General features: G+C 68.3%; 14 protein-coding genes. 11 read left to right on the top strand and 3 right to left on the bottom strand.

The window, feature by feature from the left end:
• The first annotated feature begins 13 nt into the window (after positions 1–13).
• The 9 genes from J8403_RS16820 (at position 14) to J8403_RS16780 (ending at position 11,412) form a co-directional block, all read left to right on the top strand.
• Positions 14–1,486, top strand: a complete 1,473-nt coding sequence (locus J8403_RS16820; protein WP_211123902.1) for a GntP family permease — start codon at positions 14–16, stop codon at positions 1,484–1,486.
• A gap of 316 nt (positions 1,487–1,802) precedes the next feature.
• Positions 1,803–2,744: an ABC transporter ATP-binding protein gene (locus tag J8403_RS16815; protein ID WP_211123901.1), complete on the top strand. Its 942-nt coding sequence runs from the start codon at positions 1,803–1,805 to the stop codon at positions 2,742–2,744.
• Positions 2,741–4,117, top strand: a complete 1,377-nt coding sequence (locus J8403_RS16810; RefSeq protein WP_211123900.1) for an ABC transporter permease — start codon at positions 2,741–2,743, stop codon at positions 4,115–4,117. The genes J8403_RS16815 and J8403_RS16810 overlap by 4 nt, the downstream gene beginning before the upstream one ends.
• Before the next feature lie 6 nt (positions 4,118–4,123).
• Positions 4,124–6,874 carry a bifunctional YncE/alkaline phosphatase family protein gene (locus tag J8403_RS16805; RefSeq protein ID WP_211123899.1) on the top strand — a complete coding sequence of 917 codons (2,751 nt, stop codon included), beginning with the start codon at positions 4,124–4,126 and terminating at the stop codon, positions 6,872–6,874.
• 935 nt (positions 6,875–7,809) lie between these two features.
• Entirely contained in the window at positions 7,810–8,148 is a 339-nt protein-coding gene (locus J8403_RS16800; protein ID WP_100806344.1) for a MerR family transcriptional regulator, read from the top strand.
• Positions 8,149–8,564: 416 nt separating this feature from the next.
• On the top strand, positions 8,565–8,768 hold the full coding sequence (locus J8403_RS16795) for a cold-shock protein (RefSeq protein WP_020868774.1): 204 nt from the start codon (positions 8,565–8,567) through the stop codon (positions 8,766–8,768).
• Between the two features lie 326 nt (positions 8,769–9,094).
• Positions 9,095–10,606 (top strand): DEAD/DEAH box helicase, encoded by a 1,512-nt coding sequence (locus tag J8403_RS16790; RefSeq protein WP_211123898.1) that lies wholly within the window; start codon positions 9,095–9,097, stop codon positions 10,604–10,606.
• 46 nt (positions 10,607–10,652) lie between these two features.
• A complete protein-coding gene (locus J8403_RS16785) occupies positions 10,653–11,051 on the top strand; it encodes a CBS domain-containing protein (RefSeq protein WP_211123897.1) in 399 nt (132 codons plus the stop codon).
• Between the two features lie 49 nt (positions 11,052–11,100).
• Positions 11,101–11,412: an SCO5918 family protein gene (locus J8403_RS16780; RefSeq protein ID WP_211123896.1), complete on the top strand. Its 312-nt coding sequence runs from the start codon at positions 11,101–11,103 to the stop codon at positions 11,410–11,412.
• A gap of 343 nt (positions 11,413–11,755) precedes the next feature.
• On the opposite strand, the gene J8403_RS16775 is transcribed toward J8403_RS16780, so the two are convergent.
• Positions 11,756–11,989: a DUF397 domain-containing protein gene (locus J8403_RS16775; RefSeq protein WP_211123895.1), complete on the bottom strand. Its 234-nt coding sequence runs from the start codon at positions 11,987–11,989 to the stop codon at positions 11,756–11,758.
• On the bottom strand, positions 11,976–12,800 hold the full coding sequence (locus J8403_RS16770) for a helix-turn-helix domain-containing protein (protein WP_211123894.1): 825 nt from the start codon (positions 12,798–12,800) through the stop codon (positions 11,976–11,978). Before J8403_RS16770 ends, J8403_RS16775 begins: the two co-directional genes overlap by 14 nt.
• A gap of 168 nt (positions 12,801–12,968) precedes the next feature.
• Between J8403_RS16770 and J8403_RS16765 the strand changes: the two genes are divergently transcribed.
• On the top strand, positions 12,969–13,286 hold the full coding sequence (locus J8403_RS16765) for a hypothetical protein (RefSeq protein ID WP_211123893.1): 318 nt from the start codon (positions 12,969–12,971) through the stop codon (positions 13,284–13,286).
• A 61-nt stretch (positions 13,287–13,347) separates the two neighbouring features.
• Here J8403_RS16765 and J8403_RS16760 read toward each other — a convergent pair whose 3' ends face one another.
• The gene (locus J8403_RS16760) at positions 13,348–14,700 is read right to left on the bottom strand and encodes a M14 family metallopeptidase (protein ID WP_211123892.1); all 1,353 of its coding nucleotides are present in this window, start codon (positions 14,698–14,700) and stop codon (positions 13,348–13,350) included.
• Positions 14,701–14,826: 126 nt separating this feature from the next.
• On the opposite strand from J8403_RS16760, the gene J8403_RS16755 reads away from it, so the two are divergent.
• Positions 14,827–15,699 (top strand): S1 family peptidase, encoded by an 873-nt coding sequence (locus J8403_RS16755; RefSeq protein ID WP_211123891.1) that lies wholly within the window; start codon positions 14,827–14,829, stop codon positions 15,697–15,699.
• Positions 15,700–15,765 lie beyond the last annotated feature (66 nt).

Here is a 15,765-nt window from a genome sequence, read left to right as displayed (position 1 = left end):
CCCGGAGTTCCCCATGCTGCTCGCGGCCGCTCCCGCTGCCGAGACACCACCCCACACCGGTGGTCTGCTCGCGCTCATCGACGGCACCGCCGGTCTGCTGACCGTCGCCGCCCTCGGCATCGCGCTACTGCTCTACCTGATCATCAAGGTCCGGCTGCAGCCCTTCGTGGCGCTGCTCGGCGTCTCCATCGCGGTCGGTCTGGCCGCCGGTCTCTCGGTCACCGAACTCTTCGGCACGGTCCAGAAGTCGGACGCCGTCTCGCTCATCGAATCCGGGATGGGCGGCATTCTCGGCCACATAGCCATCATCATCGGCCTGGGCACCATGCTCGGCGCGATACTCGAGGTCTCCGGCGGCGCGGAGGCCCTCAGCGCCCGGCTGCTCGGCATCTTCGGGGAGAAGCGCTCACCGCTCGCGATGGGTCTGACCGGCCTGATCTTCGGCATACCCGTCTTCTTCGACGTCGGCATCTTCGTCCTCGCACCGATCGTCTACGCGGCCGCCAAGCGCAGCGGCAAGTCCATCCTGCTCTACGCGATGCCGCTGCTCGCGGGCCTGTCCATGACCCACGCCTTCCTGCCGCCGCACCCCGGCCCGGTGGCCGCGGCCGGGCTGTTCCATGTCGACCTGGGCTGGGTCATCCTGATGGGCATCGTGGTCGGCATCCCGTCGGTGCTCGCCGCCTGGGGCTACGCCGCCTGGATCGGCAAGCGCATCTTCGTCCCCGTACCGCAGGACATGGTCGAGGCGGCCGAGGAGTCCCGGGAGGCGGTCGCGGCCGAGCAGCGCTCCTCCGGCGTCACCCCGGCCGAGCGGCCGGTCTCGGTGGCCACGGTGCTCGCCATCATCGGCACCCCGCTCGTCCTGATCCTCTGCGCCACCTTCTCCTCCGTCGCGCTGGACCCGAGCACCGGCCGCTCGGTCATCGAGTTCTTCGGCCACCCCTTCGTGGCGCTGACGATCGCCCTGCTCCTCGCGTACTACCTGCTGGGCATCCGGCGCGGCTGGTCCCGCAAGTCCCTGGAGACCGTCTCCACCGCCTCCCTCAAGCCCGTCGGCAACATCCTCCTGGTCGTCGGCGCGGGCGGGGTCTTCGGCGCGGTCCTCAAGGGCAGCGGTGTCGCCCAGGCCCTGGCCGACGCCTTCGACAGCGCGGGCCTGCCGGTCATCGTGCTGGCCTGGCTGATCTCGGTGGTGCTCCGGGTGGCCCAGGGCTCGGCGACGGTCGCGATCGTCACCACGGCGGGCATCGTCACCCCGATGCTCTCCGAGGGCCACTACTCCCAGGCCCATCTGGCGCTGGTCATCATGGCCATCTCGGCGGGCTCGATCTTCGCCTCGCATGTGAACGACGGCGGCTTCTGGATGGTGGCGAAGTACTTCGGCATCTCCGAGAGCGACACGCTGAAGTCCTGGACGGTGCTGGAGACGGTGCTGTCGGTGGCCGGTTTCGTGGTGGCGGCCCTGCTGAGCATCGTCATCTAGCGGACGGCGCCCGCATCACGACGGCCCCCGAATCCCGGTCGAAACCGCCGGGATTCGGGGGTCGTCGCTTCCAGCTCAATTCCGCTCCGCGCCCCGTTGGCATTCACCGCAGCATTCACCATGGCAACTCATTCATGGGAGCATCCGATTTTGATCAAATGATGGCAAAGAATGCCGGCCAAAAGGGAGAGCCGGCACTCGGCGTCGATGTTACGAATGCCAAGTCGTTTCATGTTCTACGTAGATTCAACTCTCCACCCTCACGCTCGGCATGATCAATCCATAGGGTCCTTGAAGCATGTGAAGGAAGGGACCCATGGAAGAACTCCGCGCGATCCGGGCTCGCGGTATCACGAAGAGCTTCGGTGATGTCGTCGCCCTGGACGGCATCGATATCGATGTGACGCCGGGTCGGATCCACGGCCTGGTCGGACCGAACGGCGCCGGAAAGACGACGTTGCTCGGCCTTCTGCTGGGGCTCGCGGTGGCCGACAGCGGTCGCCTGGAGGTCCTGGGTGCACCGGTCGAGCGGGCACTCGACGCTCCCGACGGTGTCGCCGGCTTCGTGGACGGCCCCGCCCTCTACCCCTCGTTGACCCCACGGCAGAACCTCGCCGCGCTGGCCGCACTCCGCGGCCACGACGCGCGCACGGCGGGGATCGACGACGTACTCGCCGAGGTCGGTCTCACCGACGTCGCCGACGACCGTACCCGCGGCTTCTCCCTCGGCATGCGCCAGCGGCTCGGGCTCGCCGCCGCCCTGCTGACCAAGCCCCGGCTGCTCGTGCTCGACGAACCGTCCAACGGCCTCGACCCGGCGGGCAAGAAGCACGTGCACGGTGTCCTCAGCCGGCTCGCGGCCGACGGAACCGCCGTCGTGCTCTCCAGCCACAACATGGACGACCTCGAGGCGCTGTGCTCCGAGGTGACCATCCTCGCCGCCGGACGCGTCGCCTTCTCCGGCCCGCTGTCCAAGCTGGCCACCGAGAACCGTGAACTCGACTACCGGCTGCTCACCTCCGACCCGCGGGCCGCGCGCCGGCTGGCGGACGACGCGCCGGGCATCCAGGTCGTCGACGGCGCCGGGGCACGTCAGGACACCGAACCGCTCGTCGTACGCGCCCTGATGCCGGCCCTCGACCAACTCGTGGTGCGGCTCGTGGAGAGGGGTGTCGCGCTGCGCGAGCTCACTCCCGTGGTGTCGCCGCTCGAAGCCGCGTTCCTCGCCCTCACCGATCAGCAGGAGGCGGGCAGATGACCGCGGCCCTCACCCGGAGCACGGAACGGGAACCCGAGCAGGTGACCGGGGGCCGTCGCGTCCCCCTCACCCGCGCCTGTCGCTTCGAGCTCGTCAAGCTCGTCTCCCAGTGGCGGATCCGCCTGCTGGTCCTCGCCTGCTGGATCGCTCCCGCCCTCTTCGTCGCCGGGGTGAGCCAGCAGAGCACGCTTCCCGTCGACACCCTCTTCGGGCGCTGGATGCTCGCCTCCGGGTGGGCCGGGCCGCTGGTGATGCTCGGTTTCGCGGGGACCTGGGCGCTCCCGCTGCTGACCTCGGTGGTGGCCGGTGACGTGTTCGCCTCCGAGGACCGGCTCGGCACCTGGCGCCATCTGCTCGTCGCGGTCCGCTCGCCCCGGCGGATCTTCGTGGCGAAGACGGTGGCCAGTCTCACCGTCCTGCTGCTGCTCGTGGCCGGGCTCGCGGTCTCCAGCACCGTCGGCGGCCTCCTCGCGGTCGGCGACCAGCCGCTGGTCGGTCTCGACGGCCATCTCCTGGCACCGTCGGACGCCGCCGCCTCGGTCCTGCTCTCCTGGGTCTGCGTCCTCGCCCCGACCCTGGCGCTCGCCGCACTCGGCCTTCTCGGGTCGGTCACGCTGGGACGGTCCCCGATGGGGCTGCTGGTGCCCGTGCTCGTCTCGCTCGCGATGGCGGTCGCCCAGATGCTGCCGCTTCCGGTGGCCGTGCGCGTCGCCCTGCCGAGCTACGCCTTCATCTCCTGGAACGGTCTGTTCACCAGCCCCCGGCAACTCGGCCCGCTGCTGATCGGCATCGTTGTCAGCCTCGTCTGGGCCATGGTCGCGACGGCGCTGGCGTATGTGCTGTTCGTACGGCGCGACTTCACCAACCTGGCCCACGACGGTTCCGGCCGCCGCGCCATCACCATCGGAGTCCTGCCGCTCGTCGGGGTGGCCGCCGCGTCGTTCGCGGTCGTCGCCGCGACGACCTCGGCGACGGGCTCCGGGATCGAGCAGGACAAGGTGCAGCGCTCGCTCGCCACGGCGTTCGCGCACCTGTACCGCATGCAGACCGACCAGCTCAACCGGCCTGCCGTCACCGAGGACCGGTTGAAGGCCACGGCGTCGTGCAACAAGGGAAGCGTCAGGGTCGCGGCACAAGGCCCGGGCAACGACTGGCGCTGCGTCGTGACCTGGCACCTTCCCGGCGTCGAGGCCACCGGACAGGCCATCTACCAACTCGACGTGACTCCGGACGGGCGGTTCATGGCCGATGGCGATGGACCGAAGGAAGTGAACGGCTACTTCCTGGTGAGGACCCCCGACGGGGACGCACCGAACCCGCTGTGGCAGTTCGACGGCAACGTCGAACTGCTCGACACCACCCCGAAGGGATAACCCTCAATGCAGGTGACTCGCCGCCGCAAACTCGTCGAGGAAGCCCGGATCAACCTCATCCGCAGACGCATCGGCCGCCGGATACCGCTGCTGACGGCGGGCACCACCGCTGTCGCCCTCGTGGCCGCCGGCACGGCGCTCGCGCAGACCCACCAGTTCGGCACGGAGCAGGTCGGTCAGGTCACCAAGAACGGCCAGGTCGTCTCCAGCAACCAGTACATCGCCCCGTACGGCGACCGTCTCGTCATCAACCAGGGCAAGATCATGTCGTCCTCGGTCAGCCCGGACGGCACGCACATGGCCGCCTCGGTCACCGACGGTGGCGCGGCCCTGGCCATCGTGGACCTGAAGAGCTGGAAGACGCAGCAGCTCGTCAGCAACGCCGCGTCGTCCAACCCCCGCATCAGCAGCAACAACGTGGGCCAGGAAGGCCCGACGTACTCGCCCGACGGCAAGCAGCTGTGGCTGGGCCAGCCGGACGGCTACACCGTATTCACCGTGAACGCGGACGGCGGCGTCTCCAGCCCGCGGACCGTCAGCATCCCGGCGGACGGCTCCAAGCGCGCCCTGGTGGGCGCGGCCGTGTTCTCGGCCGACGGCAAGACCGTGTACTCCGCGGTCAACGGCCAGAACCGGGTCGTCTCCATCGACGCCGCGACCGGGACCATCAAGCGGAGCTGGGCGGTGGGCAACGCCCCGCGGGGCATGGCCGTCGTCGGCGACAAGCTCTACGTCAGCAACGAGGGTGGCCGCCCGGCCAAGCCCGGCGAGCCCACGATCAACTCGTACGGCACGCAGGTACTCGCCGACCAGAAGACCGCTGCCACCACCAGCGGCACGGTCAGCGTCATCGACCTGGCGAACCAGGACGCCGCGGTCGCCGGCATCGAGGTCGGTCTGCACCCGACCGCCGTCTACGCCAAGCACGGCGTGGTGTTCGTCACCAACACCGCCGACAACAACGTGTCGGTCATCGACACGGCGAAGGACAAGGTCGTCCAGACCATCTCCACCCAGCCGTGGGCCAAGGCCCGGGTGGGCTACGAGCCCAACGCGGTGACCCTCACCGACGACGGCCACCTGCTGGTGACCCTCGGCCGCGCCAACGCCGTCGCCGTCTACAAGTTCACCTCCGCGCAGGAGCCGGTCAGCTACGTCGGTCTGCTCCCCACGGACTACTTCCCCTCGGAGATCACCACCTCCGGCAACCAGGTGTACGTCTCCAACACCCGTGGCATCGACGCCCGCCGTAAGGCCACCGGCGGTCACGGCACCCACGACACGACCTCGAGCGTGCAGAAGTTCACGCTGCCTGGCGACAGCGTGATCAGGTCCTACACCGGCAAGGTCTTCAAGCAGAACGGCTGGAACGGCGAGTCCCTCAAGAAGGCAGACGGCACCCCGGCCAAGCCGGTGCCGGTCCCGGTCAAGCTCGGCGACCGCTCGACGATCAAGCACGTCTTCCTGCTCGTCAAGGAGAACCGGACCTACGACCAGGTCTTCGGTGACCTGCCGGAGGGCAACGGCGACCCGTCGCTGACCGAGTTCGGCGAGAACGTCACGCCGAACCAGCACGCCCTGGCCAAGCAGTTCGGCCTGTACGACAACACGTACGACATCGGCACCAACTCCGCCGAGGGCCACAACTGGCTGATGCAGGCCGACGACCCGGAGTACACCGAGTCCTCGGCCGGTGAGTACACCCGCAGCTACGACACCGAGGACGACGCCCTCGGCCACCAGAAGACCGGCTTCATCTGGACCGGTGCGCAGGCGGCCCGCAAGTCCGTCCGGAACTTCGGTGAGTTCCAGCAGTTCCTGACCAAGCCGTCGGACGCCAGCTGGCAGAACCTGTACTGCGACAGCAAGAACATGGCGGCGACCGGTCAGGACACCGCCTACCCGCTGAACTCGACCTCGCCGATCCCGTCGCTCAACGACGTGTCGGTGCACGGCTTCCCGAAGTTCGACACCAGCGTCCCGGACGTCTACCGGGCACAGATCTGGAAGAAGGACTTCAAGAAGAACGGTCCGGCGAACCTGAACATGTTCTGGCTCTCCAGCGACCACACCGGTGGCCCGGTGAGCCCTGCCTCCCAGGTCGCGGACAACGACCTCGCCGTGGGCCAGATCGTCGACGAGATCTCGCACAGCACGTACTGGAAGGACTCGGCGATCTTCGTCGTCGAGGACGACTCCCAGGCGGGTCTCGACCATGTCGACGGCCACCGTGCCCCGGTCCAGATCATCAGCCCCTGGGCCAAGCACGGCGTGGTGGACAGCCACTACTACTCGCAGATCAACATGATGCGGACCATCGAGCAGATCCTCGGGATCCAGCCGATGAACCAGAAGGACACCGCGGCCACCCCGATGGCCTCGGCGTTCACCCAGCGCCCGGACTTCAGGCCGTTCAAGGCGCTGCCCAACCGGACCTCGCTGACCGACGGGGTGAAGACCCCGCCGTCCTGTGGTCTGGACACCCCCGCGGCGCAGAGCCCGAAGGCGGCGGCCGTGCCGTCGGCCAAGGTGCCGACCGACATGAGATACGTCGCCACCCAGTGGAACCAGTGGAAGTCGAAGCAGCGGCTGACCGGTCCCAACGCCGTTCCGGACTACGCTCCCCCCGCCCAGATGAACCACCTCACGTGGTACGAGACACACAACTGGGCGAAGCCGTACCCGGGTGAGAAGAAGATCTACGCTCCTCGGGACGTACCGGGTGCCTACATCCCGTCGGCGGAGAACGACGGCTGACGCCAGCTCATGTGACAGGTGGCCCCTGGCCGGCATCATCGCCGGTCAGGGGCCACCTAGGTGATGGCCCGCACCCTCTGCGACGAGGCCGGCGCCTGGTCACACCACGCAACCCTCACCGCCCGAGATGGTTGACCATGGGCCAGCCGAAACCTCCGGTGCCACCGTGCAGGTTGGCGCCGGGCCTGGCTGTAGCGGGACCGCCGGGCACCCGTCCCGTGGCCCGTGCCGACTATCTCTCCACCTGGGTCACGAAAATCTATCCTGGCTGGAGTAGACATTGGGCGGTGGCGTGGTTATGGTTTCTCTCGTAGCCAGAGAGACAGCAGGGCCCGGAGACACGAACTGCCGGGCAGGGTTAACCGCAGTTGCAGTACGCAGGACGGTGCGGCGGTGGAGTTTCGAAGCCAGGGTTGTTGCAGGACGGCGACGGGACTGGCGGCCGGACCGGGTGGCCCGCAGTGATCAGGAGCCGCCGCGAGCAGTACCGCAGTTCACGCAGTAGCAGTACTCAGCAGTGAGGCGTCGGCTGCGGACGCGCGCACTGGGAGGTTCGGCAGCGGGGTTCTAAGCCAGAGCAAACGCAGGACGGGCAACGGGGCTGGCTGCCGAAGAGTGGTGCTGTGACAGGCCACCGAGCAATGCGCAGGACAGTAGTAGGTAAGTGATTGATCCCAGAGGGAAGAACGGAGGGGCCAGGCGCCATCAGGATCGCCCGGGCGGAGTCTTGAGCCCGGGTACCGTAGGACATCGATAGTGAGGTGGTCTCCGGTCAAGCAACCGCGATCCCCGCAGCCCCGACAACTTCCAGGTCGGGTCGGCGGACACAGAAGGCCGGCGCAGTACCAGGGCCGGCAGATGGTGTAGCAGTTCCTTCGGGGCCCGGGTGCCGTACGGCACCCGGGCCCCTCCACCCGTTCCACAGAGAGGTGCAAATGACAGCAGGCGAATCGTTCGACCGTCTCGACGACGACGACTATCCCGCCTACACGATGGGCCGGGCCGCCGAGATGCTCGGCACCACGCAGGGCTTTCTCCGCGCCGTCGGCGAAGCCCGCCTCATCACCCCGCTGCGTTCCGAGGGCGGCCACCGCCGCTACTCCCGCTACCAGCTGCGCATCGCCGCCCGCGCCCGGGAGCTCGTCGACCAGGGCACCCCCATCGAGGCCGCCTGCCGCATCGTCATCCTCGAAGACCAGCTCGAAGAAGCCCAGCGCATCAACGCCGAATACCGCCGCGCCGCCGCTTCAGAGAACCCGACGACCGCAGGCTGAGGTGGCCCGGTCCCGCCTGCGCGCGGAGCATACTGAGGGCCGGCCCCCGGGCGGAGGAGGGCGCCGCCGCAGTAGTCGCGCCCGCCGAGCCGTATATGACGACCGCTCTTGCTGGAACACTGTGTCGCGTGTGGGTCAATATCTATTGCCGCGAGACGAGGGTTAAATATGTCGCGCGGGCAGCGTGTTTATCGCAGCGAACGAATTTGCTCCATCGGCCGTACGCGGGCCACTGCCGCATGCTACTGTCGATCTCAGTTGCAGTTGTGGTTCCCAAAAACTTCAACGCTTGCGCCAGCATTTAGCTGCGGGAAGCGTTTTGTATTTCCGGTTGTTCTCCGGGCGGGGCATCATTGCGGCGACCCGGTGTCCGTGGATCGCGGGTACCGGCGTACTGCCCCACAAGGAGATATGACATGGCGTCTGGCACTGTGAAGTGGTTCAACGCGGCCAAGGGCTTCGGCTTCATCGAGCAGGACGGTGGAGGTCCTGACGTGTTCGCCCACTTCTCGAACATCGCCGCCCAGGGCTTCCGCGAGTTGCTCGAAGGCCAGAAGGTCACCTTCGACATCGCCCCGGGCCAGAAGGGCCCGACGGCCGAGAACATCGTTCCCGCCTGACGCTGACGCGCACTTCGTAGCTGGGGCCCGCATCCCTCGGGGTGCGGGCCCCAGCTACGGGGATTTCCCTCAGTGATGCCTCCTGTGGGACAGAACCGCTCCCAGCTCTTCTCCAGGAGTGCGCGCCTCTCCCGGGCCGCACCCATCGACGTCCGGCATCTCACGCCGATATTACGTCACCCATTTCATCACCTGCGTCCCACAGCGGATTCACTGCATGGCGTCTTCGCTTTCGCATTCCCTTTCGGCCCGTTCTCGTGATTCCCCGCACTGCACTTCCGCTGCGGGAATTCCTTGATACGTGCCGTATCAAGGAAGGTTCTCAAATGAACCCCACACGTACGAACGACCGCTCCTCCCGGACCCGCCGCACCAGCGGCCCCGCTTTCCACTCCGGCACTGGTTCGGGCCGGGGCAGTCGCTTCGGCTCGCCCGTCCCGAGCCGTTCGGGTGGCCCGAGCCGTTCGGGTGGCCACGGTCGGCGGTCCGCCGCGGCCTCGGGCGAGTTCGCCCTGCCGGAGACGATCACTCCCGCGCTGCCCGCGGTCGAGGCGTTCGCCGACCTCGACATGCCCGCCCAGCTGCTGGCCGCGCTGACCGCGCAGGGCATGAGCGTCCCGTTCCCGATCCAGGGTGCGACCCTGCCCAACACTCTCGCGGGCCGCGACGCCCTGGGACGCGGACGCACCGGATCCGGTAAGACCCTCGCCTTCGGCCTGGCTCTGCTGGCCCGCACCGCCGGACAGCGTGCCGAGCCCCGCCAGCCGCTGGCCCTGGTCCTCGTACCGACGCGTGAGCTGGCCCAGCAGGTGACCGACGCACTCACCCCCTACGCCCGCACGGTGAAGCTGCGCCTGGCCACCGTCGTCGGCGGAATGCCGATCGGCAGGCAGGCAGGCGCGTTGCGGGGCGGTGCCGAAGTCGTCGTCGCCACGCCGGGCCGGCTCAAGGATCTCATCGACCGCGGTGACTGCCGGCTGAACCAGGTCGCGATCACCGTCCTGGACGAGGCCGACCAGATGGCCGACATGGGCTTCATGCCCCAGGTCACCGCGCTCCTGGACCAGGTGCGCCCCGAGGGCCAGCGGATGCTGTTCTCCGCCACCCTCGACCGCAACGTCGACCGCCTGGTCCGCCGCTACCTCACCGACCCCGTCGTCCACTCCGTCGACCCGTCGGCGGGCGCCGTCGCCACGATGGAGCACCACGTGCTCCACGTGCAGGGCGCGGACAAGCACCGCACGACCATCGAGATCGCGGCCCGCGACGGCCGGGTGATCATGTTCCTGGACACCAAGCACGGCGTCGACCGGCTCACGCAGGACCTGCTGAACAGCGGAGTGCGGGCCGCCGCCCTGCACGGCGGCAAGTCGCAGCCCCAGCGCACCCGGACCCTGGCCCAGTTCAAGACCGGACACGTCACCGTGCTCGTGGCCACGAACGTCGCCGCCCGCGGTATCCACGTCGACGACCTCGACCTCGTCGTCAATATCGACCCGCCGACCGACCACAAGGACTACCTCCACCGCGGCGGCCGCACCGCGCGGGCCGGCGAGTCGGGCAGCGTCGTCACCCTGGTCACCCCCAACCAGCGCCGCGACATGACCCGCCTCATGACCGCCGCCGGCATCGTGCCCCAGACCACCCAGATCCGCGTCGGCGAAGAGGCCCTCAGTCAGATCACCGGCGCCCAGGCACCCTCCGGCATCCCCGTCACGATCACCGCGCCGGCGGCCGAGAAGCGCAAGCGCAGCGCATCCACACGCGGTCGACGCAGCCCCGCCTCGGCTGCCCGACGCAGGACCGTACGGCAGACCTCCTTCGACGCGGCGGCCTAGAAACTCCGTGATCAGGAAACTGACCCACCACTGCCGGAGGCACCTTTTGACGCTGGTTCAGATGCAGCCCCGCTCGACGAACGTCACCCAAGCACACCAGACTGCGGCGGACGCCGTGGACACGGGCCCACTGCAAGTCAGCGACGACATGACCATCGAAGTCGCCCTGTCCGTCATGGCCGGCGCCCGCACCGGGCAGCTGTTCGTCTGCGACAACGACGGCCTGTGCACCCAACTGGTCACCCAGGCCCAGCTCACCGCGGTCCGTGACAGCCCCGCGTACACGGACCGGGTCCAACTGCGCGACATCCTCAGCGGCGGTGGGCCGTCCACCTCACCCGTGACCACGACCGCCGAAGCCGAGTACGCAGCCCTGGACCGCCGACACGCCGCACTGCCGGTCGTCGAAGACCGGGACAGCGCTCGGGGCGTCCTCGCCCACTGAACCGCCTTACCGCGGTAGAACTATCCCCTTCTTCTCCCTGTGAGGCATCATGCGCTGTATCATCGCCCGCTTCCCGTTCGACCTCACCAAGAGCGGCGTTCTGGAATCCATGAAGGGCATCAAGCCCGAACAGGTCATCGGCGAGTCCGTGATCATCGGCCGCCGCACCTACCCGGTCAAGCAGGTCGGGCAGGCCATCACGCGCCAGGACCGCCGCGATTTCAGCGCCGGTGAAGTTCTCCGGGCCATGACTCAGCTCGGCTTCACCTGCCCCGGCCTCCGCCAGACAGCCGCGCCCACGCGTGTCCCCAGCCCACTCCAGCAGGCTTCCGCGATGCTCGGCGCACCTGCCACCGTCTGACCGACGAGGGGGTGCGAGCCGCCACCGGAACAACAGTGAGGGTCCGACCGACACGTGCCGGTCGGACCCTCGCCGCGTTGCCGCGCGGTCCGTTAACTCGCAGCGCCGCTTCGGGAGCCAGCCGCCCCGTGATGACAGCACCACCGGCGACCACAGTCAGAGTCATCTGGTTGCTGTGCCCGGACTCCACCAAGGCCGCGACATCAACAAGCAGTGCGTCAGGCTTCGACATGAGAAGCGATTCTCATCAACGCCGCTCGGTCCGCCTGAGTGGTGGCGCTGGTGCGAAATGCAAGATCGAACTGCGCAGACGAGGACGGCGCGAACCACACTGTTGGGTGGCTCAGGTGGTGGGGAACTCCCCGCGCTTGACGGCGGAGACGAACGCCGCCCACGCGGACGGCTCGAAGATGAGCGCCGGGCCGTGTGGGTCCTTGCTGTCGCGGACGGGTATGTCGGCGTGGCCACGGGCTACTTCGAGGCATTCGCCCTGGGGCGTACTTCCTCCGCTGTAGCTGGACTTGTGCCACCCGGCGAGGGTGGACGCGTCTGAGACGGTGTGCTCACTGCTGACCATGTGCGTGTTCCTCCGCTGCCGCCTTGATGAGGGCCAGTGACTCCTGCTGTGACAACGCGTCGCTCAGGGCCAGAGAGTAGGCGGTCTGGCTGGCGGCCACCAGCGCAGGATCGTCCATCAAGTTGCCGGTGAGAAAGCCTTCGACGTAACCCACCGGAGCGGAGTCCGGGAAGCTCATGAGCGTGAGCAGACTTTCCAGGAGCGCATGCGCCCCCACGTCGTACGGCAGTACGTGCAGCCGGATTCGTCCCGCCTCGGCCATGTCCCCGATCCTGCGCAACTGCTCGGCCATGACCTGTGAGCCGCCGACGCGCCGCCGGATGACGGCCTCGTCGAGCAGCGTCCAGACGACGGGCTGAGCGGGTCCGTCGAGCATACGGCGGCGTTTAGTCCGGATGACGACCGCCTCGTCAAGTTCCTCGGCCGTGTAGTTCGGCCGATAGGCGCGGAAGAGAGCGCGCGCGTAGTCGTCGGTCTGAAGCACGCCCGGAACCAGCGACAGCGCGAACTGCTGGATCACTGTGGCTTGCTGCTCCAGGTCGGCCACGGCCGCGAAGTGGTCGGCGAACTTCGACTCCAGATCCTCCAGCCACCGCGCGAAGAACCCGTCCGTTCCCAGCGCCTGGTCGATCCGCGCCGCGTCGTCGGGTTTCGGTAACCGCCTGCCCGCCTCGAAGTGGCTGATCAGCGTGGGCGAGCAGACCACGCGCTCACTCAGCGCTTCCTGCGTCAGGTCGGCCGCTGTGCGCCGGATCCGCAACTCCTCCCCGTACTTCTCCCTCGGGGTGCGGGGCCTCCGATCCATCTCCATGGCTGACTCCCTGAGTTGAAACCTGTGCTGTCAGACCCGCCCTCCTAGCAGCGTAGCCAGAACGCCCCCACTCTGTGAGGGAGCCGCCACACAGCGTGAAGAAACGCAAGACCCTCGCGACCGGGGTGCACCGGCCCGAGGGCGTGGCCCACCAGCTGAACGGAGCTGATGAGCGTGATGACCGGGCTGCGCCTGCTGCCGTGGACCGACCCCGAGGGGAAGCCGTGTTATCTGGCGTCGGACGACGGGAACAGCCCGCTGAGCCGACGTGCGGACGCGATCGAGGCCGTACAGATGTCCATGGGGACCGAACTCCTCCGGCACGCCCGAGCACTGCTGGACGCCCCCAAGGCGGACAGACGAGAACTGCGCTACCTCGCGGAGCGGTTGTGTGAGGCGCTGCGCGATGTGCTGCGGGTCGCCGAGAGCAGGGGCGCCCGCCTGCCCTCGTACGGCGGGGACGACGTCCCGGACGGGGGGTCGTGAGGGGTGCCGTCCCGGCGGGGCTACCGCCGGGACGGCGCCTGGCGTGCCATACGGCCCCGGCTCAGGCGCAGTACTGCGCCGCCTTGCCGATCGACCGGTACATGCAGTCCGCGTTCTCCACGAGTTGGAGCACCGCGTCGCGGTTGCGGCTGGTTTCGCGGTCGATGACCTCGTCGGGCGGGTAGAAGCCGCCGTCGCCGGAGTCGGTCGGGTACATCTCGAAGGTGTAGGCGAAGACCTTCTGGGTGCCCCACAGATAGTCGTCGATCGCCCCGTCGGTGATGTACAGCTCGCTGGACTGCTCGGGGGTGTAGCCGTTGCTCGCGGCCATCTTCCTGCCGACCGCCGCGAAGGCGTCGTAGTCGTCCCGCGTCATGCCGGTGGTGGTCTCGTCGTCCGTCCAGCCGAAGGGCCACAGCACCAGTTCGCTGTAGGTGTGGAAGTCGATCGCGGCCTTGATCTGCTGCTTGCCGCCGACGACGCGGCTGCGGGCGAAGTCGGCGACGACCTTCACCTCGGGGGCGGAGCCGGCCTTGGGGCCGCGGTAGGTCTCCGAGCCGGGGGAGCCGGAGGAGCCGCCGCAGCAGCCCCATTTGAAGTCCCAGTTGCGGTTGAGATCGGTGCCGACGGAGGAGGAGCCGGAGTTGGGCTGGCGGTTCTTGCGCCAGCTGCGGTAGGAGCCGGTGGCGATGTCGTACTCGCCGCCGTCCGGGTTCACATCCGGGACGATCCAGATTTCCCGGCCGTTGACGGCATTGGTGATCCGGGAGTCGCTGCCGTAGCCCTCGGTGAACTGCCGCACCAGATAGAGCGCCATCTCCACGGTCAGGTGCTCACGCGCGTGCTGATGGGCGGTGAAGAGAACCTCGGGCTCGTTCTCGTCCGTGGCCACATTGTCGCTGATCTTGAGGGCGACGATGTCCCGGCCCTCGTACGACTTTCCGATGACACGCTTGCTGAGGATCGACGGATACTTCGCCACCGCCGCGTTGATCTCGGCGTTCGCTTCGGCGTAGTTGTGGTACTTCGCATCGGCCGAGGGGAAGTCGAAGGGCTTGGCCGACCTGCCCTGGCTGCGGTCGGGCGGGCCCTGGAGCGCGGTGAGCCGGTAGCCGAGCGCGCGCAGCTGTTTGGCCTGCGCCGCGTCGGCGGTGACGACCAGGGAGCGGGCGTCCACCTCGTCGATGGACACGCCGGTGGCGGCGACGGCCGAGCGGTCGGCCCGGGTGGCGGGGCCGGAGACCTCGTACTGCCGCACGCTCTCGTCGGCGCTCCGGGCGGTGGATGACGCGGTGCGATCGGTGCCGGGCCGTGGAGCGGGATCGTCGGCCTGAGCTGCCATGGGGGCGGCGAGTGCGAGGGTGAGCAAGGCGGTGAGGGCGGTGGCCCGTCTACCGCTGATGCGACGTCGCATGACATCTCCTGGGGGGTGAAGGGAGGGCGACTGCTGCGCCAGTGTTCGGCCATGCGCATGACATGCGCAAGGGTGGGAAATGGTCGAAGCCGAAGGAATCTCTCATCGAGGGAAGGAACCCCCCGCATGAACAGATCTCTCGTCGGTGCGTTCTCGGCCCTGTTACTGGGCGGCGCGACCCTCGTCGGCGCGGGTGCGGCGCCCGCGGCGGCCGCATCCCCCGCCAAGGCCCCGGCCCCCGTCAAGGTCTCCACCAAGGCCCCGAAGGCCGTCACCTTCGCGGGCACGGTGGCGCTCAGCAACTGCTCCGGCTCCGTCGTCCGGACGCCGGGATCGGCTGACACCGACCCCGCGCTCGTGCTCTCCAACGGCCACTGCCTGGAGAGCGGCTTCCCCGGCGCGGGAGAGGTGATCGTCGACCAGCCGTCGAGCCGGAGCTTCACCCTGCTGACCGCTTCGGGTGGCAGCGCCGGCACCGTGCGCGCGAACAAGGTCGCGTACGCGACGATGACCGACACCGACATCTCGCTGTACCGGCTGACGTCCACGTACGCCCAGATCCAGTCGTCGTACGGCATCAAGGCGCTGACGCTGTCGGACAGCCACCCGACCCAGGGCTCCGCCATCAATGTGGTCTCCGGCTACTGGAAGAAGATCTACTCCTGCAATATCGACGGATTTGCATACCGGCTTAAGGAGGGGGACTGGACCTGGAAGGACTCGGTCCGCTACACCTCCGCCTGTAACACGATCGGCGGAACGTCGGGCTCTCCCGTCGTCGACCCGGCGTCCGGCAAGGTCGTGGCCGTCAACAACACGGGCAACGAGGACGGCGGCCGCTGCACCCTGAACAATCCGTGCGAGGTGGACGAGAACGGCACGGTGACGGTGCGCCAGGGCATCAACTACGCCCAGGAGACCTACGGCATCACCAAGTGCGTGACCACCGGCAACAAGATTGACCTGAACCTGGCGGGATGTGCGCTGCCCAAGCCGTAGCGAACACCAGTACGCCGGTGCGCCCCGCATGGTGTGGGCGGGGCGCACCGGCGTACGTCGAACTGT

The sequence above is a fragment of the Streptomyces yatensis genome (assembly GCF_018069625.1).
GTDB classification, from domain to species: Bacteria; Actinomycetota; Actinomycetes; order Streptomycetales; family Streptomycetaceae; genus Streptomyces; species Streptomyces yatensis.
The sequence above is the reverse complement of the archived record's forward strand: the minus strand, read 5'-3'. Positions and strand labels throughout refer to the sequence as shown.

Bases quoted from the DNA above. Each gene is read 5' to 3' on its own strand.
- J8403_RS16820 (WP_211123902.1), top strand. From the start codon at position 14: ATGCTGCTCGCGGCCGCTCCCGCTGCCGAGACACCACCCCACACCGGT.
- J8403_RS16815 (WP_211123901.1), top strand. From the start codon at position 1,803: ATGGAAGAACTCCGCGCGATCCGGGCTCGCGGTATCACGAAGAGCTTC.
- J8403_RS16810 (WP_211123900.1), top strand. From the start codon at position 2,741: ATGACCGCGGCCCTCACCCGGAGCACGGAACGGGAACCCGAGCAGGTG.
- J8403_RS16805 (WP_211123899.1), top strand. From the start codon at position 4,124: ATGCAGGTGACTCGCCGCCGCAAACTCGTCGAGGAAGCCCGGATCAAC.
- J8403_RS16800 (WP_100806344.1), top strand. From the start codon at position 7,810: ATGACAGCAGGCGAATCGTTCGACCGTCTCGACGACGACGACTATCCC.
- J8403_RS16795 (WP_020868774.1), top strand. From the start codon at position 8,565: ATGGCGTCTGGCACTGTGAAGTGGTTCAACGCGGCCAAGGGCTTCGGC.
- J8403_RS16790 (WP_211123898.1), top strand. From the start codon at position 9,095: ATGAACCCCACACGTACGAACGACCGCTCCTCCCGGACCCGCCGCACC.
- J8403_RS16780 (WP_211123896.1), top strand. From the start codon at position 11,101: ATGCGCTGTATCATCGCCCGCTTCCCGTTCGACCTCACCAAGAGCGGC.
- J8403_RS16775 (WP_211123895.1), bottom strand. From the start codon at position 11,989: ATGGTCAGCAGTGAGCACACCGTCTCAGACGCGTCCACCCTCGCCGGG.
- J8403_RS16770 (WP_211123894.1), bottom strand. From the start codon at position 12,800: ATGGAGATGGATCGGAGGCCCCGCACCCCGAGGGAGAAGTACGGGGAG.
- J8403_RS16765 (WP_211123893.1), top strand. From the start codon at position 12,969: ATGAGCGTGATGACCGGGCTGCGCCTGCTGCCGTGGACCGACCCCGAG.
- J8403_RS16760 (WP_211123892.1), bottom strand. From the start codon at position 14,700: ATGCGACGTCGCATCAGCGGTAGACGGGCCACCGCCCTCACCGCCTTG.
- J8403_RS16755 (WP_211123891.1), top strand. From the start codon at position 14,827: ATGAACAGATCTCTCGTCGGTGCGTTCTCGGCCCTGTTACTGGGCGGC.